Genomic DNA, 22,807 nt, shown 5'->3' with positions numbered 1-22,807 from the left:
GTTTTTTATAGCGTATTGAAACCACATTGCTTCAAAAAATTATACGTCGAATCATAATATTTCTTGGGACGAGTCCAGTCACTGTCATCTACAGATGGTATATACAACACCATACCTTGTCGCGCCCGAGTCAGTAGCACTCGATATGCATTTAACAGGTATTTCTGCTTTTCAGTTTGCCTTATATTTTGCCATCGACTACCTTTAAAGGCTTGAAATTGCCAATCTTGATCAAAATAAAAATTAATATCCCATGCCACGCAACTGTAATCTATTTCCAAGCCTTGCACATCAAACTCAGTTGCAATATCTTCCAAATAATACGCAGAACGTACATCTGTATTTGAATTCAAAAACCAATCTGCAGGTGTTATTTTATTCTTTACATCAATACCTTCGGCTTTTAAACGTCTGGCACCCGAACTAGCAATAACCCCAAAGCGCTCTGAACCCTTAGCCTTTCTTTTTAACCACTGTTTAGCAACATTAAAATCACGACAAAGCAGAATAGGATAATCTTGGGACATCATATGGTAAGTTTCTTTCGCGGACTTTGCATCACCATCTAATACATGTTGAATCAAATGTGAAACTTGTTCGCTGCGAAATGACCGGACAGAAACAGCAAGATGTAAATCTTCCTCATTTTTTCCATTTTTTTGAACCCAGAATTGTTGTTTAGGATCAGTTAAATAGACTTTATCCTGCAAAATTTTGTTAGAAAAGTAGATCTTCCATTTCGGGTATTTATGTTCTAATGCTGATAGCCATTCAGAAACACCTGCTTCTCCAGTGTTAATCTCCTGCCCACCACCAATCAGGCAAACAACGACACACCAATCAGCGTGGCGATCCATAACACTAATGAGAAACTCTGGTTCAGACATCGAAAAATTATCAATACCTTTTTTCTGTTTCATAAAGTTTGAAACCTGATCCTTTTGCCAGGCCCTTTGAGCTTCATCAAAAATAACGACTTTTTCGATTGGCACCTCATTTGATTTCAAATAATGATCTCTAAAATGATGAATATTTTGTATAAAGGCTTTGGCTTCACGTTCTGCCTCAGATCGCGTCTTTTTTTCTGTTTGTTGCTTAGCAAGTTCCACGGTATTTCGAACCAATGCTTCACGTAAAACATCAACTAAAGGACCATTCCCAGATAAAAATACAGAATGTTCTTGTTCATTTGTTTTTAAACGCTGGTTCGCAATATTAAGACCGGCCAATGTCTTTCCTGCACCAGGTACACCCGTTAAAAAACAAATCGTTTTTTTATTTGTTAATTTTGCATCTTCAATAATTTGTTCGATTTTTTTCGAAGTGATCGCTAAATTTTTTGCACCGGCATCACTTCTAGAAATTTCATCCACTGTATGACCTTGATATAACGCCTGAGCTGCTTCAATAATTGTGGGTGTTGGTTTATATCGAGACTCAACCCACTGTTTGATATTAAGTTGCGTAAGACCTGCAAATTGATCAAGCGCTTGTTCGATTACAATCCGTAAATTATGGGTGTTACAGCATAAAGTATCTTGATAAGTGGATACCGCTGACCATGACTGTTCACAACTTTGAGCTTGGGTTGAAATTAAAAGTGGTATGACCTTTTGCTGATGACTACCTTCATGAAAATTCAACAAATCCAAACAATAATCTATGACCTGAGTCTTAGCATATTGTGGGTAACTCTTTTCACCTACTTTAAATTCAATAACAAAAATTAAATTACGTATCAAAAGAATGTTATCTACGCGCTTACCCATCCGTGGAATAGAGAATTCAAAAAAGATTTCTCCCTCATCTAAAAAATCCAACTGTTGTTTTAAAATCTCAATTTGTTTTAACCAAGCGTTCTTTTGTAAATCTTCCAATGCAAATTCATGCTGTAGTGCCAAAGCCCCCATAATTTCTTGTTCATTTGTATGTATGAATTGTTGCACTGAACCCTGATAATAACTACGTAACATCATGATCTTCTAAGTTTATTTAAGCTTTGATTGTTTTAATCTTATATAAAAAAACCTCCCATATGGGAGGTTTTTTTAACAGTTAAAGATTACTTCGAACCTTTAATCCCTGCTTGTAATAACAACGCACCTAAACCACCAATTTTATTTTCTTGTGGTTTCGCTGCTTGAGGTTTTTTATGACCTTGTGGGCGGTCGCCTTGCGGACGGGCATGCTGTGGACGTTTCGCATGTGGCTTACGCTCACCACGTTGTTCTTGCTGGGCATTGTCACGACGTGGTTGACGTTGTGGTTTCGCTGCAGCAGCACCTTCTGCACGCATAGACAAGTTGACACGGTTACGTTCAACATCGACATTCAAGACACGAACTTGAACAATTTGACCTGGTTTCACGACTTTGTGCGGATCTGCAACAAATTCATTTGCAAGTTCAGAAATATGCACTAAACCGTCTTGGTGTACACCCACATCCACGAATGCACCGAAGTTGGTTACATTCGTAACCACACCTTCAAGCTGTAAACCTTCAGTCAACTGCGCCACTTCTGTGATGTCTTCACGGAATTTAGCCGTGCGGAACTCTGGACGTGGGTCACGGCCTGGTTTTTCAAGTTCAGATAAAACGTCTTGAATTGTCGGTAAACCAAATTGGTCATTTACAAATGCTGCTGCATCGATCTGACGGATAATTTCAGTATTACCAATAATATCTTTTACAGTCGTCGCTTTTGCTTCCACAATTTTTGCCACCAAGTCATATGACTCTGGGTGAACTGCAGATGCGTCCAATGGTTCAGAACCATCTTGAATACGTAAGAAACCTGCTGCTTGTTCAAAGGTACGTTCGCCTAAACGAGGTACTTTCTTCAAACTTTGACGGTTGTCAAAACGACCATTTTCTTTACGGTAATCCACAATTTGCTGTGCAATTGATTTATTCAAACCCGCGATATAACCCAAGATTGCAGATGATGCAGTGTTGACATCGACACCTACTGAGTTCACACAGTCTTCCACAACCGCTTCTAGCGTTTTTGCCAAACCGGTTTGGTTCACATCATGTTGATATTGACCCACACCAATCGATTTCGGATCAATTTTCACAAGCTCCGCCAATGGATCTTGTAAACGACGTGCAATCGACACAGCACCGCGAATTGAAACATCCAACTCTGGAAGCTCTTGTGACGCCAATTCAGATGCTGAGTAAACCGACGCGCCTGCTTCAGATACCGACACACGAATCAAGTTTAAGTCTGTATTTGCTGCCATCATTTCAGCCACAACCGCTTCAGTTTCACGGCTTGCAGTACCATTACCAATCGCAATTAATTCAACATTGAATTCGCGGCAAAGGCGCGCAAGTTCAGCAACTGAACCAGCTTTGTCTTCTTTCGGAGCAAATGGGTAAATCGTGCTGTGTGCAAGAACATCACCTGATGCATTGACAACAGCCAATTTCACACCCGTACGGATGCCAGGGTCTACACCCAATGTGCAACGTGCGCCTGCAGGAGCAGAAAGTAATAAATGACGTAGGTTTTCAGCAAAGACATCCATCGCTTCAGCTTCAGCAGCCAAACGTTTTTCAGTCAATAATGAATGTTCAATCGCAGGACGAACTTTACCGAGCCAGAATAATTTTGCAGTTTGTTTTAAGAAATCTGCACGTGCTTGTGGTTGTGCTGTTTCTAAATTGTATTCAGTATCAATACGAGCCAATGGTGCATCATCTTCACCATCGACTTTTAAGCCCAAGACATTTTCTTGACGGCCACGGAGCATCGCCAATAAACGGTGTGAAGGGACTTTATTTAAGCTTTCAGAGAAATCAAAGTAATCACGGAATTTTTTACCGACTTCTTTTTTCTCATCGCTTGCAACTAAACTTTTCAACACTGCAGTTTTCGCAAATGTCGCTTTTAGCTCAGTGGTTAATGCAATATTTTGTGCCCAGTCATCAATTAAAATGTGTTGAATCGCATCTAATTGGCTTTCAACATCAGCATAATCTTCATGACTAAAACCAGCTAAAGCTTCGGTTGGATCAACTGCTTCATTAAAGATTTTTTCAGCGATTGGGCCTAAACCGGCTTCTTTGGCTTTAAATGATTTACTGGTACGTTTTGGACGGTACGGCGCGTAAATCTCTTCTAAAGCATTTTTCGTTTCTGCTGCATTCACTCGAGCAAGTAGGTCATCAGATAACTTGTTTTGTTCTTTTAGAGATTCGATTACCTTTTCACGGCGCTCAAATAAATCACGCAGGTAAGTCAGACGTGTATCGAGCTGACGTAATTGAGTATCGTCCAGACCTTGCGTCACTTCTTTACGGTAACGTGCGATAAATGGAACACTGGCACCTTCATCAATGAGCTTGATGGCAGCTTCAATTTGATTTGGACGTACGGCAATTTCTTTTGCCAACTGCTGAACTAAGTCAGTCATCGTATTAGATCCCTGCAAGGATAAGTTCTAAAAGCCATGATTATAAAGACCAAGACCATAAAATCCACAATTGTTTTTATAAATTTATTCGTGGTTTTTAATGCTAATTCATCTCAAATACACATTTTTTTACGAAACTGACTATGAAACAGCAAATTAGCGAGACTTAGACAAGCAAACTGATTCGAACAACATGTATACATTTGGTATCTATGTCTTGATTTTAACTGCAATATTTGTTGCTTTAGAGCATAGTAAATTTATATAAATGAATCGTATACTCAAGTGAAATCGACTTTTTGTTTACGATGACAATAAAGAATAAGGAGCACGTCATGAGTTTAGTTGTACCTGCTGAAAAAACAGATGCCGTACAAGCCGAAACCGACCGAGTCGAACGCATTCTGGTTGTCGATGATGATGTGCGTCTACGCACCCTCTTACAACGCTTCCTAGAAGATAAAGGTTTTGTGGTCAAAACCGCACATGATGCGACTCAGATGGATCGTCTGTTGCAGCGGGAACTCTTTTCCCTGATTGTGCTCGACTTTATGTTACCTGTTGAAGATGGCTTGAGTATTTGTCGCCGTCTGCGCCAATCTAGCATCGATACCCCAATCATTATGCTGACCGCTCGTGGTAGTGATTCAGACCGTATTGCTGGACTTGAAGCCGGTGCAGATGACTATTTACCAAAACCATTCAACCCGAATGAGCTTTTGGCACGTATTCGTGCCGTATTACGTCGTCAAGTGCGTGAAGTTCCGGGCGCACCAAGCCAACAAATGGAAGTGGTGTCTTTTGGTCCTTGGTCACTCGACCTGTCTACTCGTACATTAACCCGTGAAGGTCAAGTCGTCACATTAACAACGGGTGAATTTGCCGTACTCAAAGCATTAGTTCAACACCCACGTGAACCACTGACACGCGACAAGTTAATGAATCTTGCTCGTGGTCGTGAATGGGGTGCTATGGAACGTTCAATTGACGTTCAAGTTTCTCGCCTGCGTCGTTTGGTTGAAGAAAACCCAGCACGTGCGCGCTATATTCAAACCGTTTGGGGCGTAGGTTATGTCTTTGTTCCAGATGGTGCTGAATAAGCCATAAAATAAGACCTGAGAATCGAGCCACCGTACCTCATGTCCGGAAATGCCATTCGCTGCTGTCTGAGTCACTTAAAATTGAATGAATAAAAGTAATGTGCGCGAGTTCAGCGAATGGCAAAAATTTTGGTTACTTTTTTAAAAAGTAACATAACGAACTCCTCCCAAAGAACGTTCCAGCAGTAAGATTCCATCGCAAAGAATAAAAACTGCCTTTCAAAAAATTTGCTTAAAGGATTCTGCGTGAAACTCGAACCCATCGACCCACAGGAATTTACCGACTACGTTACCTACTCCGAAAAAAAACGGACACCTTGGGAACGCTTCCTCGATAAAATCAAACCCCGCTCTGCAGCCATGCGGACCACCGTATTGGTCTTATTTGTGGTGTTTTTTAGCCTGTTTATGTCCTTATGGTTCTTTTGGCGCACACTCTATTTACCCGAAATTCAACAACATGCTCGTTACCTCGCGGTCGAGCTTGAAATCATTAACAATCCTGATTTACGGATTTTTCATAACAATGCCGAAGTGGATGTCGACGACTGGATGCGCAACCGTGTCGGGATCGAATATGTGACCGATCCGAAAGAATTCCCCAATGTCAAAGACAAAGTCATTGCAGAGTTCTTTACCAATCAAATTGAAAAGAAACTGGCCAAAGAAATGCGCATTGATAATGCGACCGTGTATTTCCAATTTAAACCTGACCCACGCATCTGGATTCAAACTCCAGAAATGAATGGCAACTGGGTTCGCGAGCCTTTAAAAACCTATGCCAACTATAGCGCAGAGCTGATTTTAGGCTGGTTATTGGGTATTCCGCTGATTGCTGGCATCATTATCTTAACCTTGGTTCGTCAGCTCAACCGTCCGCTAAAACGTTTACAAGATGCGGCAAACAACTATAGTAAACACGGCACTGCACCTTATTTAGAAACCAACCATGGGCCACAAGAAATCCGTGAAGTAAACCAAGCCTTTAACCACATGGTCTACACGCTGGAACAAACTGAACGTGATCGCCGCATCATGTTGGCCGGTATTTCCCACGATTTGCGTACTCCGCTGACCCGTATTCGACTCAGCGCAGAAATGATGCCTGATGATGACTTCCTAAAAGAAGGTCTGATTTACGATGTTGAAGATATGGATGCAATTCTGAATCAGTTCATTTCGTATATGCGAGATGGTTCAGATGAAGTTCCGCAAGATACTGATTTAAATGCGCTATTGCAGGAATTAGTGATTCAATTTAAACCTTTAGATATTCGCTTTGAACCTCAAGACTTACCGATTATTCAAGCACGTAGCCTGTCCTTAAAACGATTAATAGGCAACTTAATCAATAACTCAAAACGCTATGGTGCCGAGCCGATTGAACTGTCTACCGAATATGAAGGTGACCATATTCAAATTCGCGTTGCCGATAATGGCGAAGGGATTCCTGAAGACCAAATTGAAGACCTGATGCAACCTTTTGTACGTGGTAATGATGCACGTACCATTCAAGGCAGTGGACTCGGTTTAGCCATTGTAAAACGTATTGTGGATATTCACGAAGGTCAACTTTCAATTCACAATCGAGCAGAAGGTGGACTCGAAGCGATCATTTCTTTACCACTGCAAAAACTCGAAAATGATGAAATATTAAACAACAGCCCATTGGAAAAAATTAAGCAAAGTTTAACTGAACGCTTTTAACAAGCGTTCAAAAAAGCAACGAACAGTTTTGTTTAAGCTTTAACCATTGATATTTTTAACCTTATTATTCAGTGGTTTAAAAATCATAATAAAATCTTATACCCACATTTTTTCAAAAAATTAGACCTTAGCCTAACAGGTATGCAAAATGGCTTTTTTGATCGGTACAATCCGTATCAGTTTTGAGAATTTCACGAGAGTATATGATGTCTTTAGATCGCATCCGTTTAGCTGCCCTTCACGACAAAGTTATCAGCGCAGAAAAAGCTGCTGAATTCATTCAGGATGGTATGACGGTAGGTATGAGTGGTTTCACACGCGCAGGTGAAGCGAAAGCTGTACCTTTAGCGTTGGTTCAACAGGCTCATGCTAATCCTCTTAAAATTACCCTAATTACTGGCGCGAGCTTGGGTAACGATTTGGACAAAAAATTGACTGAAGCAGGTGTTCTTGCTCGTCGTTTACCGTTCCAAGTAGACAACACATTACGTAAAGCCATCAATAAAGGCGAAGTGATGTTCATCGATCAGCATTTGTCTGAAACAGTTGAACAAATGCGTAACCTTCAGCTTAAAAAGCCTGATGTGGCAATTATTGAAGCTGTTGCGATCACTGAAGATGGTGGCATCATCCCTACAACTTCTGTAGGTAACTCTGCAAGCTTCGCAATTTTTGCTGAAAAAGTGATTGTTGAAATCAACACCAACTTAAGCCCAGCATTCGAAGGCTTACACGATATTTATATCCCAACGTATCGTCCAACACGTCAAGCGATTCCATTGACTCAAGTTGACGAACGTATTGGTACACATGCAATCAACATCGATCCTTCAAAAATCGTAGGTATCGTATTTAACAACGAATTGCATGACTCTCCATCTACAGTGACTGCACCTGATGATGAAACTCAAGGTATTGCAAACCACCTGATCGCTTTCTTTGAAAAAGAAGTAGAAGAAGGTCGTTTACCGAAAAACCTTGGTCCATTACAAGCAGGTATCGGTTCAATTGCAAACGCAGTATTGACTGGTCTTAAAGATTCAAACTTTGAAGACTTGATCATGTACTCTGAAGTACTTCAAGACTGTACATTTGAATTGATCGACGCAGGCAAAATGAAATTTGCTTCAGGTTCTTCTATTACGCTTTCTGCTAAATATGGCGAAAAAGTATTTAATAACCTTGAACAATACAAAGACAAACTTGTATTACGTCCACAAGAAATTTCGAACCATCCAGAACTTGTACGTCGTTTAGGTATCATCGGTATCAACACTGCGCTTGAGTTTGATATCTACGGTAACGTGAACTCAACTCACGTTTGCGGTACAAAAATGATGAACGGTATCGGTGGTTCAGGTGACTTCGCACGTAATGCACACTTGGCGATCTTCGTGACTAAATCAATTGCAAAAGGCGGCGACATTTCTTCTGTTGTTCCATTTGCTTCTCACATTGACCATGCTGAACACGACGTTGACATCTTAGTTACTGAACAAGGTCTTGCTGACTTACGTGGTCTTGCTCCACGTGAACGTGCTCGTGCAGTAATCGACAACTGTGCTCACCCTATGTACCGTGATGCGCTAAATGATTACTTCGACCGTGCATGTGCGAAAGGTGGTCAAACACCTCACCTTCTACGTGAAGCATTGTCTTGGCACATCAACTTCGAAGAGAACGGCCACATGTTAGCTGCTCAACCAGAAGTTAAAACTGCTTAATTGACAGTGAAATAAGAAAACGCTCTTCGGAGCGTTTTTTTTATGGCTTTTATTTTTCAATATGACTTATCAAGTCTGCAAAACTCGACTAATCTAAATTGGTCAAAATACATGCTAAAACAAAAATTATGTTTATTATCCGCCCCTATCTCGAATCTGATTTAGATGATGTAATTGCACTTTGGGAACTGTGTGATCTGACCCGTCCATGGAATAACCCTGAAATTGATATTTTTCGAAAACTAGCGCAACGTGATCAATTATTTTTATTGGCTATCAAAGATGATCAATTGATCGCAACTGTGATGGGGGGCTATGATGGACATCGAGGCTGGGTCAATTATCTTGCTGTACATCCACATTTTCAGCGTAATGGCGTTGCCACCGCCCTCATTCAACAATTAGAAAAACGCTTAATTGCTTTAGGTTGCCCAAAACTTCAATTACTGATTCGCCAAGACAACATTGACGTACAAAATTTTTATGAACAATTGGGCTATGAAGAGGTTGAAGTGATTTGTTTGGGTAAACGTTTAATCACGGATTAATAGTCCGACAAATCTTCGGTCAATCCTTGAAGCAACATAAAAAAAATTCGACATTGCACCATCGAAACAAAAATGGATTGCATTGCTTGGCTTTAAATTTTAGGATTTGCCCCCATCATTTTCCCAGAACATAGAAAAGAGATTTCCCATGCGTGTAGATATCTGGTCAGACGTGGTTTGCCCATTTTGTTATATTGCGAAAAAACGCCTTGAAGCTGCTGCCGAAGAATCGGGTGTAGAACTTGAAGTGTTTTGGCATAGCTATCAACTTGATGCAGATGCGCCCGCTCGCCTAGAAATTTCTAATACTGAACGTCTAGCTCAAAAATATGGCCGCAGTATTGAAGAAGTAGAGGAAATGCAGCGCAATATTGCCGAAATGGCAAAAGCTGAAGGTATTGAATTTAACTGGCAAAAAGCCAATTCAGGCAATACTTTCAACGCGCACCGCTTGATTCATCTTGCACAAAGCAAAGGTCTCGGCAGTGAAGCCAAAGAAGCTTTCTTCTATAGCTATATGACGCAAGGCTTGGCCATTGGTGAACGTGAAACCTTAGAAGATGTTGCATCTCGTATTGGTCTAAACCCTGTTGAAGTCGATGACTTATTAGACTCAGATGAATTTGCTGATTTCGTCAAATACGACGAAGAAGTAGCACGCGATCAACTTAAAGTTACGGGTGTACCGTTCTTTGTATTTGAGCAACGCATTGCTTTAGCAGGCGCTCAACCGAAAGATGTATTTAAAAAAGTGATGGACAAAGCTGCGGAACTCCCTGAGCTTGCTCCTACACCTGTCTGTAATGATGAAAGCTGTGAAACACCTGAAAAATAATTCAGCGCGTTCAATCAAAAATCCCCGAACTTCGGGGATTTTTTATGATCAGTTTTTAACATCAATAAAATGAAACTTATTCCACCAAGAAGCTGATTTTTAAGTTCACTCGATATTCCGCAATTTTATTGTCTTTCACCACAACTTTTTGTTCATTAATCCATGCACCCTGAACGTTCTTTACGGTTTCAGTGACTTTATTAATTCCCGTTTGGATCGCATCTTCAAAACTTTTTGTGCTACTTGCATTTACTTCAACGACTTTAGCAACAGACATTGTATTTATCCTCATTGTTATGATTTTGAATCTTCATCATATGATTAAGTCACTTATTTTGGTTATTTTTTAAACATCAAAACAGCAAAATATTACATGTCTTACACAGGAGTGAATTCCACTTCGAGGGATTACAAACTGACCATCATTTATTACATGCTTTCTGTTTAAGCCAAGGCCACTACCGATTAGGCTAAAAGCTTCATTCTTCTAACGATCATGCTCGGGAGTAATGTCATGACTATTGAACCTCAAGCAACTTCTGCTGAAACCGAACTATCTACCAATACACCCCCTCAAACAACCACCAACGAGTCCCAAACAGGGAAGAATAGCTTTCTCTCACGTTTTTCTCCGACCGTCAAAGGTGCTGCGATCGGCGCTGTTGCAGGCAGTATTTTGCCTGTTTTTGGTACGATTAGTGGTGCCATTATTGGTGGTATCGCAGGCAAAGTCTATGAAAAGAAATGTGCCAAACATTCATAGATTTTTCATCTATATCTGAGTGATACGCCGCTGTCACTCAGCCACTAAAAACTCTAGAGCAATAACTCTAATAGACTGTTTTATATAAATATTAAATCCTACCATTTATCTTGTGTTGCCGAATCGATCATTTTTAATTGATTATTTTTTGATATTATTTTCACATAAATTCAAGTGATTAATTTTCTCCCTGACTCAATTTTTGAGTTACTAATGATTGATAGGAATACACAAATGAACGCAATCAAATATGCTATGGCTGTTGCTGTGATGGCGCTTTCTGCAACTGTTTCTGCACAAATCGTTTACGTACCAGATTTTCCAGTAAAAAAAGCTGTAACTGCTGAAACTGCCAATGCAGAGAGCCAAGCTCCAGCTGCTGATACAACTGAAGTTATAACAAACACAGAAAAAAAAGCTTAATTTTTAGCTGATTTTTCCAAAAAAAAACCGATGGCTCCCACCATCGGTTTTTTATTTTATATGCCTTTACTTTGGGCTTTATTCTTTACTCAACATTAAAAATGAACTTCTAAAAGCGCTCGATCGCTGATGATGGCTTCAAAAAAATTGATCAAACCATACCGCTATATCTTTTGCAAAACCTATCTTTAAGCTAATGATTTGGTATTATTTTTAAACAAAATGCGCATTAATTGTCATATTTAACGCTTAATTTGTAGAAGCTGACATTTATTTCCATGTTTTTTTTAATGAAATCTCTATAATCAAATGAACTAATCGACTTCTTTATTTTTAAATTTACATTGTCCTATGCAAGAACTTCAGGCACTGATACAAGGAAAAATTTCACCGCAGGTTATCGATATTGAACGCCTGATTGAATTGGCCAATACATATCGAAACCCGAATTCGGCTGAATATAAATTAGTAGAACTTGCAACCAATATTGTATTGGCTAAATATTTAGAAAAAGCACAAAAAGTCCTTTAGGAAGTGGACAAATGAATTTACAAGAGAAAGTACAATTAATAAAAGAAATCCATGTACTCACCCATCAACTTGAACACCGTGCTTTGAGTTTTTATGAAACTGCGCTTTCTAAACGTCGGATTCATGAAATTTTTGCCTTATGTGACGAACCGATTTTTCAAAAGCAAATATTAAGTTATCGCGCATTAACTGAACCACAGATGGCTGCCACTGAATTTGCCAAACAAACGCCATATTCATGGTTATTTCGTGGCTATTTTAACCATGACGCTGCACTCGAAAGTGCTTTATATCAATATCCAGAGATGGGTTGGGCCTTGCTGCATGACCATGAGTTAGGTTGGCAAGTTTGGATGATTCCAGCCAAACAGCGCACGGCGTTACTCAGTGAATGGGGCAATTTCAGTGAATGCTATGATTGGTTAATTGAGCAACAACAGCTATATAAATGTTTAATCAGTGATATCGATCTACGTCTACATGCCGTACGCCTAAAGGACGAAGTCAGCACAGCACCAAGCACTGTTGCAACAAGTGTGGATGTACTACTGCCAATTGAAGCGATAAATAAAGACGGATCTGTCGATCTAGATCATTGCGATAAGCAAATCAATGAAGCAGATACGTTGCTTGATAACTCAAATACAAATAAACCAGAGCTTTCTGCACCTGATACCGTTCCTCTTGTTCTAATTGAGCAGCCAACACATGCCCCATCGGAGGAAAATCTCAACTCGACAATGGCAGGCGTTGAACTTCCTGAACAGGTTCCAATCGCTCAATATACCGCTCGCGTTCAAACGCTGCAAAACATCGATGCGCAATTGGCCTTGTATGAATTGCAGTTTATAGATCAGCCTGAACTCACAACGCAACTTGATGTTCTATTGCATACGACAGATGGTACAGATTGGAAAAACCAGCCACTGTATTTAGCAGAGCAAATCAATATCGAAGGTCGCTTCATCAAATATCTCTTGTTGTTTGGTGCGCAAACGCAAATGGAAGCCATTCGACTCTCTCAGCTGTTTTGCCAACAACATCAACATGAACTTGCTGCGATTAAAGTCTTATCATGGGACAATCTAGAGCAACTCTGTGCTGCACCTGATCAGCTCTATCAACAGTCTCAGCATGCTGAAATGATTTGGTCGCAAAACGACTATTATCCATTTATTCCGGCACAGTTAATTCATACGCAAAAATTCATTCATTTTGATGAACCTGAACCGACACTACATACCCCGTTGTTATTATTACAAGAACGTCAAAAAATACGTTTAATCCACGGTCAAAAACGCATGGCACTCTTGCGTACCGAACAAGCCCTTCCTTATTTGATCCTCCATCGACAGCAAGGTTTAAATTGGCAAAGCATCCAAAATGTGATCCAACAATTGCCTCAACCCATTGATGTGATTTCGCTTTATCAAGCACTTAAGCAAATGACCGAAGATTAATTGCATTTATTTTGTAGTTTGGCTTGCATTTATCCGATAAAAATAACAAAACTACAGATGCAGGATACTCAGATGATAATTAAATAGAGCCAAAACATATGCATAAAAAACAACAGTACTTTATTCGGACTTTGCTTTTTTCCGCATCAATGAGCTTGATGTATCAAGTTGCTTGGGCCAATGAAACTGAGGGTGAACATTCGCAGGATGTGCCTGAAACTGACCAAAATTCATCGTATATCACGCCAAAGACCTATGATTTTTTAGATCAAATTCCACGTTGGATTGATGCAACACCGACCTTCTTACCTGAACAATCAGATCACCCCATTGTTCCGACAACAGAACAAACGGAAAATAATAGCTGGACCGATCGACAACAGAAGAAAGTCCGAAATTGGGCAGATCGAACGGCCGTTCGTATGGATAATTGGTTTGGGCAAAGTGAGCCAGAAAAGCCTGCCAATGCAACCCTACGGGTGATTTTAGACAACAGTTGGAATAAGCACGATGAATACGAAATTAAGCCACGTATTCGCGGTAAAATTAAGCTTCCCACTTTAGAAAAAAAATTGAGTGTGGTCTTTGGTGATGACTCACTTGATAATGAATTAGAAAATAATGCTGCAATTACCAATGAAAACCCTGCGGGGCGTAGTGATAAAAATTATGACAATAAGCAAACCCGTGAAGATAACAGTTCACTGGCTTTACGTTGGTCAGAAATTTCAGATCGACTGCCCTTCGAAACTGACGTTGATCTAGGTTTACGTTCTGGTGATGACCTATATGTCCGCTTAAAAGCAGCTAAAAAATGGCAACTCGACAATGATTACAGTTTTTTAGCCGAACAAATTTATCGTTATGGTATCGATAGTGAAAATTATCTAAGAACCAATTTAGAATTAACCCATGCTCGTCCAGGCCAACCCTTTATCTCAAACCAATTCAACCTGACCTATGCAGATGCACAGGATGATGATCTGAAATGGGATAACTTCAGTTACCGCCAACACCAATTTTTTAAAGGTAACCGATTCAACTACGGCCTATATACAGGTGGTTTTTACAATAACGATCAACTGCGTTTAAACAGTTGGGGACCCTATGTATCATGGCGACAGCCCTTTCTACGTGAATGGTTTTATATCCAAGGTGATCTCAACTACCTCAACAACCATCGTGACGATAAAAGCCACTTTGTGGCCGCTTTAGTGCGCCTTGAAACCCTGTTTTAAAACCTCTTTAAACACAGCATATAAAAAAGCCCATCTCAACAGGATGGGCTTTTTTAAATAACTCAGGTTCAGTTTTTCTTAATCACACTCACACGATCATTACGTGCAATACGCGACTGCTTTTCAGCGACTTTTTTCACTTTAGGAAAACTATACTGAACACGATCATTTCGCATCACACGGCGACTATCTACAAAAGGATTGATATCGTATTGTGCGATCTGCTTTGAAACCTGCACACGGTCATTACGCACCATTTTTTGCGTAGCGCTATCTGCCTGAGCAGATTGCATAAGGCCCATAGAGAGCAGCGAACCTATTACAGCGATCACTAAAGTTTTCATCTTAAGATTCCCAACACTTAATGATCGTTATTATAGATTAATTATTTATTTTTAATTTATTTTAAAGATTAAAACATGGACGTTTTTATTCATGTGCTCTATCGAAAAACCAAATAAAAAAACCTCCCGAAGGAGGTTCATTTCATATCTACCGTTACTTCAGCAATAAGCTGTTAATCCGTTTGATGTATTGGGCAGGATCTTCGGGTAAACCGCCTTCAGCAATCAACGCCTGATCAAAAATAACATTTGCTAAGTCATCAAACTGCACCGAACTTTCTAATTTTTGTACCAACGGATGGGATGGATTGATTTCCAAGACTGGTTTTGACTCTGGAACCGCTTGTCCTGCTTGTTTCAGCATACGAACCAGTTGCGGTGACAACTCACCCTCAGCAACCACCAAACACGCAGGAGAGTCCACTAAACGTGTTGTTACACGCACTTCAGAGGTCTTATCTTTTAACGCATCCGACAGTTTTTCAACAACAGGTTTAAACTGCTCAGCAGCTTCCTCAAGTGCTTTCTTCTCTTCAGCATCTTGTAGATCACCCAAATCAACTGCACCTTTCGATACATTCTGTAATGGTGTTCCATCAAACTCAAAAACAAATTCCATCGCCCACTCATCCACTCGTTCAGTCATGAGCAGCACTTCGATACCTTTTTTCTTGAACAATTCAAGTTGTGGTGAGTTTTTCGCAGCATTTAAACTATCAGCAGTCACATAGTAAATTGCCTTTTGGCCTTCTTTCATATTGGCTTTATAGTCTGCAAATGATGTTTTCACTTCATCATTATTTGACGAAGCAAAGCGTAATAATTTTAGAATACGCTCACGATTCGCTATGTCTTCGCCTAAGCCTTCTTTTAAGACTGAACCAAACTCAGCGTAGAATTTTGCAAACTTCTCTTGATCAGCAACATCTTCAGATTTCGCCAAACCATCTAGCACCGTTAAAATACGGCGGGCGTTACCTTCACGAATCGTTTTAACGTCGCGACTTTCTTGTAATAATTCACGGCTTACATTAAGTGGTAAGTCTGCGCTATCCACCACACCTTGAACAAAACGTAAATAATTAGGAATCAAATTATCCGCATCATCCATGATAAATACACGTTTCACATAGAGCTTAATTCCTGCTTTAGCTTCACGTGTGAAAATATTGCTTGGTGCGCGAGATGGAATATAAAGTAACTGTGTATATTCCGTACTTCCCTCTACACGGTTGTGTGTCCACGCAAGCGGGGCTTCAAAATCATGGCTCAGGTTTTTATAAAACTCAGTATATTGTTCTTCACTGATCTCATTTTTATTACGCGTCCATAATGCACTTGCTGAGTTAATCGCTTCCCATTCATCCGTCAGTACATATTGACCAGGTTTTGCTTCTTCGTCTTCGGCAGCTTCCTCTTGTTGCCAAACTTCTTTCTGCATCTCAATTGGCAAACTAATATGATCAGAGTATTTATTAATAATCTGCTTAACTTTGTAACGATCTAAATAATCTAAAGCATCCTCGCGTAAATGCAAAATGATGTCGGTTCCACGTGAAGCCTTATCAATTGGCTCTACATCAAACTCACCTGTACCATTACTAACCCAACGTACCCCTTCAGCGGCATTTACCCCAGCACGACGTGATTCCACTGTAATTTTTTCAGCAACAATAAAACCTGAATAGAAGCCCACACCAAATTGACCAATCAATTGTGCATCTGACTTTTGATCACCCGTAAGCTTCGACATAAAATCTTTAGTGCCAGACTTAGCAATCGTACCCAAATGATCAATCGCTTCTTGTTCTGTCATACCAATACCATTATCCGAAATGGTAATTGTCTTCTGCTCTTTATTTAAATGAATACGCACATGTAAATCTGGATCATTTTCATAATATTCAGGATGGTTAATGCCTTCAAAACGTAATTTATCGCAGGCATCAGATGCGTTTGATACCAACTCACGAAGGAAAATTTCAGGATTTGAATATAAAGAATGTGTTACTAAATGCAGTAACTGAGCCACTTCCGCTTGGAAGCTGTGTTTTTGAGATTGTTGTTCGCTCATCAGTCTCTCCGTTCATACTGAGTAAAATTATCAATTGCCTATATGAATGGAGGGACTTCACTATTTTTCAATAGTATGAATGGAAAATTTTTATTCTGTCGCACTAAATTTTAAGGTTTAAAAAGGTCCTTGTTTATAAACACGGTCCATGTAGAGATCCAGTTTTTGCTGCCGCATTTTATATACATCACTTAAACAACTGACATTGTCACGGCACTGATCGCGTAGTTGTAGCCATTTTATTTGTTGATCTTGAATTGCACCACGTGTCCCCATGGGAACCAAATGACGAATAATCGTATAGGTTGTTGCCATTTTGACATCGGCATCATTAATACTACGGTTATCACAAACCGCATGTTCGGTAATGGTTTTCGCCTTTTTACAATCAAAACTTGCGGCATAACTTGTCGAAATAAAATAAGCACTGCCCAAGACCAGCATACCCTGAATAATTTTTTTCATCGTCTTTTCTCTTCATCCAACTTGCTGATTTATCTCGACTCTAACACTTCTACCTAAATTTTCTATTGCCTATTTGTTCAATTCGATCAACTGATGGATGGAATATACTGCATAAAAAAACCCTGCCATTCGACAGGGTTTTAAAATTAGCTACAGCTTAGAATTTGTAGCTATAACCAATTGTATACACCATTGGATCGATATCTAAATCAAAAGTTTCGACAACTGTTTGAACTTCAGGCTGGATTTGAGCATAACGTGCATCAAAGAATACGCCCCAGTTTTTAGCATCAGCTGGTTGGTAGTTAAAACCAACTTGGCCAGCAAAACCATAAGACTCTTTCACTTTAACCTTTGTGCCTTCTAGCACACCTGAACCATCTTCATCCCAAGCAACAAATGCTGTACCACCCACACCAATGTAAGGTGTAAAGCCAGTTGAATTTTTAAAGTTATATTTCGCAGTAATTGTTGGTGGAAGATGTTTCAATTTAACACCAGCAACTTTTGAACCCGCAGCTGTTACATCCACATCATGACTAATTGGTGTAGCTAATAGTAATTCAGCTGAAATGTTGTCATTAAAGAAATATTCTACAGACGGTGTAAATGCAAACTCATGATCTGCTTTTACATTTAAAGCACCATTAGCAATATCAGTATCTGCAGTTGGAGCAATTACAGAAGCACCAACTTTAACCTGCCATTGACCAGCCATCGCTGAAGCAGACATACCCAATAATGCAATAAGAGCAGCTTGTTTTAACATTTTAAAGCAACCTTCTAGAATGAATAATTAATATTAAACATTAGTATTAAAATTATGCAACATTATTATTTTATAAATTTTTACATTATTATATAAGTCATTATTAATTATATATATTTATTTTAATCATAGTGCAATGCTTGGTTTTATATTTTCACCGTTATAATTAATTTATTATTCATAATATACCAACCTTTTTAATCAGAATTAATAAAATGAATTATTTTAATCCAACCAAAATCCTCAGGATTAAATAACAAAAAAGGCGATTATATAATCGCCTTTTTTATTTATCTTTGAAAATTTTTTAGAGTACCATTGCGGCAATCCAACCAAAGATCATTAATGGAATATTGTAGTGAATGAAGGTCGGGACCACACTGTCTTTCATGTGGTCATGCTGACCATCCATATTAAGACCTGATGTTGGCCCTAAAGTTGAGTCTGATGCCGGAGAACCTGCATCTCCTAAAGCTGCTGCTGTACCAATAATTGCAATCGTTGCCGCTGGGCTAAAACCAAATTGAATACAAAGTGGTACATAAATAATGGCCAAAATTGGGATTGTTGAGAATGAAGAACCAATACCTAAGGTAATCAACAATCCAATCAAAAGCATCCAAAATGCAGCTAGACCTTGACTATCACCAATCCATTGCACAGATGCCTCTACCAATGCAGGGACTTGGTTCGTCGCATTGATTACCGATGCAAACCCTTGAGCCGCAATCATAATAAAGCCAACCAATGCCATCATACGCATACCTGTAATGATCACATCATCTGCTTCTTTCCATTTAAAGATGCCTGCAAAACTTAAAATACCAACACCTACTAAACCAGCAAGGATCATTGAATCGGAGTATAACTGTGCAACTAAAGTTGCAACGATCGCTACGCCTGCCATAATAATAGTGAAACGAGCAACTTGCGGTTTACCCATTTCATCACTTTCTACAGTGCCGGCAATTGTATGATGTGTTTGCTCAACTTGGAGATTTTCATACTCCCTTGGTTTACGGTAAGTATAAAAAATCGCAATCAATAAACCTATAAACATACCAAATACAGGAATGGCCATCGCACGAGGTATTTGGTCATAGCTAATATTGAAACCATAAGGCTTACCAAAGGTATTAATGTTTTGTCCCAAAATATCATTCAAGAAAATGGCACCAAAACCAAAAGGAACCAACATATAGGTTCCCACCAAACCAAAGGTCAACACGCAAGCAATTAAGCGACGGTCAAGCTTAAGATGGTTAAATACACTGAGTAATGGTGGGATCAAAACAGGAATAAATGCAATATGTACAGGAACTACATTTTGAGAGCAAATAGCGGCAATAGCTACAGTTGCAAAAATCACATATTTCACACGATTTTGCGATTTAATATTACTTGAGCCTTTCAGCTTCGTAATCATTTGATAAGCCAATAAATCTGGCAAACCTGAACGTGCTAAAGCCAATGCAAATGCACCTAATACACCATAAGCTAGTGCAATCTGAGCACCATTACCTAAGCCGCTGTTGAAAGCTTCAATGGTTCCATGAAGACCAAGACCGGCCAATAAACCACCAGTCACTGCACCAATAATCAATGCAAATACAACAGGCACGCGTGCCAGCGACAGTCCAAACATGACTGTAATTGCGGCAAGAATAGCAAACATAAGAAAAAAGGGAGTCTGACAAAAAACCATATTTTATCAGAATTTGCTCGCTATTTAGCCCCCTATCGATGAAACTGACACTATTGAAAGATTTACTTAAAGCTGCTGTGATTGCGCAAATTGAGCGATGTAACCTGCAATTTTTTCGGGTTGGCTCAGCACAGCCCAATGATTGGAATTGACTTCAACCACCGATAAATCCTCAACCCATTTAGGTAATTCTTTAATGTAGTCTGGACTGACAAAATTATCATGTTTCAACACAATCGCTTGTACAGGACAGACCGCATGACGTTGTCTAGGCTGAGTTAAGCGGGGAATAAAATTAGCACGGTAAAGCGCAATACCGTGTTTACCATCATGCTGAATATTATGATTCAAAGGCAATTCTTGAGTACGTTCTAAATCATTCACAATTTTTCCCCAACGTTCAGCATTCAAAAAATGCCACGCGGTCGGTGCCAAAAATGGTAATTGGAATACCCCGATGTACCATGACTTACTTAATAATTTGAGTAATTTTTTCTGCTGATGCTTAAAGCTATTTCTGAGCAAAAATGCCGCATGATCCAAACATGGCCCAGAAATAGTTGAATAAGACAAAATACGTGAGCGAAATTTTGGCTCAGTCACCGATTCCCAAGATTGGATAGAGCCCCAATCATGCGCGGCCAAATGAAAACTACGCTCGCCTAATACCGCTTGCGTCACACTATCTAAATCAAGTGAAAGTTGTTCTAAACGGTAATCTCGTACTTTACGGGGCACAGATGACTGCCCTGCACCTCGCACGTCATAGCTCACAATATAAAATTCAGAACCAAGATGTTCAATAACCGGTTCCCATACTTCCTGATTATCAGGATAACCATGAACCAAAACCAATGCCGGCTTAGTTTCATCACCCCATGTCTTCACATAGAGCCGTTGTTGATCTGTGGTATTCACCCATTGCGTATTTAGTGGTTGCATTCTTCTTGTCCTTTTATCGATTCCATCGAATTGACGTTTTATTTGTGAACATGGGCAATGTGATCAATGCCACAGTTTGGAAACTCATTTAGTATGCAAAGTTCAGCATAAAAAAAAATTGACCCAGTATGAGCATAATCCAGAAAATAATGACAATGCCTATTGTCTCTAAATTCTTACTCAATCATTATGCCCCTTATAAAGGTGCTGGCATTTCGATTGATAAAATTGATCTCGCCAATTATCACATTCGCGTCAAAATGCCATTAACTCGAAAAAATCAAAATATTGTCGGTGTACATTTTGGCGGTAGTCTTTATTCAATGGTTGACCCATTTTATATGTTGATTTTGATGCATCACCTTGGCTCACGTTATATCGTGTGGGACAAAGCGGCAAATATCCAATTTTTATCTCCCGGGCGTGGAACGGTATACGCCGACATCCAGCTCGACCCAAATGAAATCAACCATATTAAAAACTTAGCAGATAACCACGCGCCTGTTCTACGGAACTATAGCTTAAATATTTTTGATGAAGCAGGCTTACGTATCGCTGAAGTTCAAAAAACCCTATACATTCGTCGCAAGCAACCCCGTCCACGCAAATAAAAAAGGCGCTTATCTTTAAGCGCCTTTTCATTCAATTTTATCGGATTGGATTAGCGATTTTGCTCAATTGCAGCACCTGCACCACCACCGATTGCACCACCAATCGCAGCACCAGTGTTACCACCAAAGATACTTTTACCGACTGCAGAACCAATCGCACCACCTACACCACTATATGTAGCATTTCGGTTTGAACCATTTTGAGTTTTACTACCGACAGCTGCACCAGCGCCACCACCAACGGCTGCACCTACACCACCACCGACATTATTACCCACACCACCACCAATGGCACCACCTAAAGCTGCAGCACCAATACGCTGTTCATTGGGCGACATGCTTTCACAACCAGCAAGCATTAGGGTCGACATCATCGCGACTGCGCATACGCTCATTACTTTTTTCATTGTGATGTTCCTTGTCTTCTTCAATACCTATGATTCTAAAACCATTGTATGAAACAATTAAACATAGCTTGTTACGGCTTGGAGCATAAATGCTGCATTTTGTAAAAACCACGCCTAATCGCTTACGAATCACTCAGGGTTTTCATCCAAAATCATCAAATCTTTTGTTGTTTCACCATTTTCAGTCAGCACAGCATGAGAGAGTTTGGCTTTGCTTTCTGGATCTGTTACCTGATCTAGTTTTAGCGTGCGTTTAATCGGTTCCTGCCCTTTCTTAAACTCTACACCTTCTGCATCAATATTGGTGTTTTGACGAATAATCTGACCGTCCTGCTTCACCGTAGTCTTGGTTTCAATTTTAGAAGTCGGGATGATGACACCACCACGTTGTACTACTGGAATCGATAATTTCTTTTCAGAAAAATCACTTTGGTGATCTGAAAGTTCAATTTCACGTGCCACGATATCCTGACCTTTATTGGTCATTTCTAACACTGTTGCAGTTACTTGGCGTACAGGTTCTTGACCTGCAACACGGCGAATCACTTCTGTTTTTAGTACTGGAACTACAGCTTTATCTTCTACCACAATCGAATTGGGCATAGGTGCAGCAATCGCTGTCAATGAGCTGAATAATGCAGAAACTGCGAATAATTGCTGTGTGAATTTCATCAAAAGACCCCGTTATGTTTAAGTTTAAAAATCAAGAGATTTGTTATGTTCTATTTTTACTATAGG

At 39.7% G+C, this 22,807-nt stretch carries 21 protein-coding genes and 2 pseudogenes; 11 read left to right on the top strand and 12 right to left on the bottom strand.

Going from position 1 to position 22,807, the window contains the following annotated elements:
- Window positions 1-5 precede the first annotated feature (5 nt).
- Both FTT88_RS03965 and FTT88_RS03960 read right to left on the bottom strand, forming a co-directional pair.
- Window positions 6-1,973, bottom strand: a complete 1,968-nt coding sequence (locus FTT88_RS03965) for a DUF2075 domain-containing protein (protein WP_180048785.1) — start codon at window positions 1,971-1,973, stop codon at window positions 6-8.
- 89 nt (window positions 1,974-2,062) lie between these two features.
- Window positions 2,063-4,423, bottom strand: a complete 2,361-nt coding sequence (locus FTT88_RS03960; protein ID WP_180173678.1) for a Tex family protein — start codon at window positions 4,421-4,423, stop codon at window positions 2,063-2,065.
- Window positions 4,424-4,758: 335 nt separating this feature from the next.
- Between FTT88_RS03960 and ompR the strand changes: the two genes are divergently transcribed.
- The 5 genes from ompR (at window position 4,759) to FTT88_RS03935 (ending at window position 10,337) form a co-directional block, all read left to right on the top strand.
- Window positions 4,759-5,523, top strand: a complete 765-nt coding sequence (ompR, locus tag FTT88_RS03955; RefSeq protein ID WP_078189809.1) for a two-component system response regulator OmpR — start codon at window positions 4,759-4,761, stop codon at window positions 5,521-5,523.
- A gap of 246 nt (window positions 5,524-5,769) precedes the next feature.
- A complete protein-coding gene (locus FTT88_RS03950; protein ID WP_111885830.1) occupies window positions 5,770-7,230 on the top strand; it encodes an ATP-binding protein in 1,461 nt (486 codons plus the stop codon).
- Window positions 7,231-7,436: 206 nt separating this feature from the next.
- Entirely contained in the window at window positions 7,437-8,954 is a 1,518-nt protein-coding gene (locus FTT88_RS03945; protein ID WP_180007250.1) for an acetyl-CoA hydrolase/transferase family protein, read from the top strand.
- A 128-nt stretch (window positions 8,955-9,082) separates the two neighbouring features.
- On the top strand, window positions 9,083-9,502 hold the full coding sequence (locus FTT88_RS03940; RefSeq protein WP_180007058.1) for a GNAT family acetyltransferase: 420 nt from the start codon (window positions 9,083-9,085) through the stop codon (window positions 9,500-9,502).
- Between the two features lie 148 nt (window positions 9,503-9,650).
- Window positions 9,651-10,337, top strand: a complete 687-nt coding sequence (locus tag FTT88_RS03935; RefSeq protein ID WP_111885832.1) for a DsbA family protein — start codon at window positions 9,651-9,653, stop codon at window positions 10,335-10,337.
- A 76-nt stretch (window positions 10,338-10,413) separates the two neighbouring features.
- On the opposite strand, the gene FTT88_RS03930 is transcribed toward FTT88_RS03935, so the two are convergent.
- Entirely contained in the window at window positions 10,414-10,614 is a 201-nt protein-coding gene (locus tag FTT88_RS03930) for a dodecin family protein (protein WP_067761311.1), read from the bottom strand.
- A 237-nt stretch (window positions 10,615-10,851) separates the two neighbouring features.
- Between FTT88_RS03930 and FTT88_RS03925 the strand changes: the two genes are divergently transcribed.
- From FTT88_RS03925 to FTT88_RS03905, 5 genes are all read left to right on the top strand, one after another.
- On the top strand, window positions 10,852-11,100 hold the full coding sequence (locus tag FTT88_RS03925; protein ID WP_078192883.1) for a glycine zipper domain-containing protein: 249 nt from the start codon (window positions 10,852-10,854) through the stop codon (window positions 11,098-11,100).
- Between the two features lie 234 nt (window positions 11,101-11,334).
- Window positions 11,335-11,523: a hypothetical protein gene (locus FTT88_RS03920; RefSeq protein WP_111885834.1), complete on the top strand. Its 189-nt coding sequence runs from the start codon at window positions 11,335-11,337 to the stop codon at window positions 11,521-11,523.
- A gap of 351 nt (window positions 11,524-11,874) precedes the next feature.
- A complete protein-coding gene (locus FTT88_RS03915; RefSeq protein ID WP_078189814.1) occupies window positions 11,875-12,054 on the top strand; it encodes a hypothetical protein in 180 nt (59 codons plus the stop codon).
- Window positions 12,055-12,065: 11 nt separating this feature from the next.
- Window positions 12,066-13,514, top strand: a complete 1,449-nt coding sequence (locus FTT88_RS03910) for a hypothetical protein (RefSeq protein WP_180173677.1) — start codon at window positions 12,066-12,068, stop codon at window positions 13,512-13,514.
- Window positions 13,515-13,663: 149 nt separating this feature from the next.
- Window positions 13,664-14,752, top strand: a complete 1,089-nt coding sequence (locus tag FTT88_RS03905; RefSeq protein WP_373886699.1) for a hypothetical protein — start codon at window positions 13,664-13,666, stop codon at window positions 14,750-14,752.
- Between the two features lie 68 nt (window positions 14,753-14,820).
- Here FTT88_RS03905 and FTT88_RS03900 read toward each other — a convergent pair whose 3' ends face one another.
- The 7 genes and pseudogenes from FTT88_RS03900 to FTT88_RS03875 all read right to left on the bottom strand — a co-directional run bounded on the left by FTT88_RS03900 (window position 14,821) and on the right by FTT88_RS03875 (window position 21,051).
- Window positions 14,821-15,096 (bottom strand): hypothetical protein, encoded by a 276-nt coding sequence (locus FTT88_RS03900; protein ID WP_180173676.1) that lies wholly within the window; start codon window positions 15,094-15,096, stop codon window positions 14,821-14,823.
- Between the two features lie 154 nt (window positions 15,097-15,250).
- Entirely contained in the window at window positions 15,251-17,170 is a 1,920-nt protein-coding gene (gene htpG / locus FTT88_RS03895) for a molecular chaperone HtpG (protein WP_180173675.1), read from the bottom strand.
- A 117-nt stretch (window positions 17,171-17,287) separates the two neighbouring features.
- Window positions 17,288-17,635 carry a lysozyme inhibitor LprI family protein gene (locus tag FTT88_RS03890; protein ID WP_078189819.1) on the bottom strand — a complete coding sequence of 116 codons (348 nt, stop codon included), beginning with the start codon at window positions 17,633-17,635 and terminating at the stop codon, window positions 17,288-17,290.
- Window positions 17,636-17,792: 157 nt separating this feature from the next.
- Window positions 17,793-18,404 (bottom strand): OmpW family protein, encoded by a 612-nt coding sequence (locus tag FTT88_RS03885; protein WP_111885838.1) that lies wholly within the window; start codon window positions 18,402-18,404, stop codon window positions 17,793-17,795.
- 307 nt (window positions 18,405-18,711) lie between these two features.
- Window positions 18,712-19,755, bottom strand: a pseudogene (locus tag FTT88_RS03880) (Na+/H+ antiporter NhaC family protein); the annotation flags it as partial.
- A 126-nt stretch (window positions 19,756-19,881) separates the two neighbouring features.
- Window positions 19,882-20,049 (bottom strand): annotated as a pseudogene (locus FTT88_RS17505) (sodium:proton antiporter); the annotation flags it as partial.
- A gap of 126 nt (window positions 20,050-20,175) precedes the next feature.
- On the bottom strand, window positions 20,176-21,051 hold the full coding sequence (locus tag FTT88_RS03875) for an alpha/beta fold hydrolase (protein WP_180173673.1): 876 nt from the start codon (window positions 21,049-21,051) through the stop codon (window positions 20,176-20,178).
- Window positions 21,052-21,179: 128 nt separating this feature from the next.
- Between FTT88_RS03875 and FTT88_RS03870 the strand changes: the two genes are divergently transcribed.
- The gene (locus FTT88_RS03870; protein WP_078189823.1) at window positions 21,180-21,662 is read left to right on the top strand and encodes a DUF4442 domain-containing protein; all 483 of its coding nucleotides are present in this window, start codon (window positions 21,180-21,182) and stop codon (window positions 21,660-21,662) included.
- Between the two features lie 50 nt (window positions 21,663-21,712).
- Here FTT88_RS03870 and FTT88_RS03865 read toward each other — a convergent pair whose 3' ends face one another.
- Both FTT88_RS03865 and FTT88_RS03860 read right to left on the bottom strand, forming a co-directional pair.
- Window positions 21,713-22,069 (bottom strand): DNA transfer protein p32, encoded by a 357-nt coding sequence (locus FTT88_RS03865; RefSeq protein ID WP_078192840.1) that lies wholly within the window; start codon window positions 22,067-22,069, stop codon window positions 21,713-21,715.
- A 129-nt stretch (window positions 22,070-22,198) separates the two neighbouring features.
- Window positions 22,199-22,741 (bottom strand): hypothetical protein, encoded by a 543-nt coding sequence (locus FTT88_RS03860; RefSeq protein WP_180002852.1) that lies wholly within the window; start codon window positions 22,739-22,741, stop codon window positions 22,199-22,201.
- Between the last annotated feature and the right edge of the window lie 66 nt (window positions 22,742-22,807).

Source organism: Acinetobacter sp. YH01024 (assembly GCF_013420195.1).
GTDB classification, from domain to species: domain Bacteria; phylum Pseudomonadota; class Gammaproteobacteria; order Pseudomonadales; family Moraxellaceae; genus Acinetobacter; species Acinetobacter amyesii.
The sequence above is the reverse complement of the archived record's forward strand: the minus strand, read 5'-3'. Positions and strand labels throughout refer to the sequence as shown.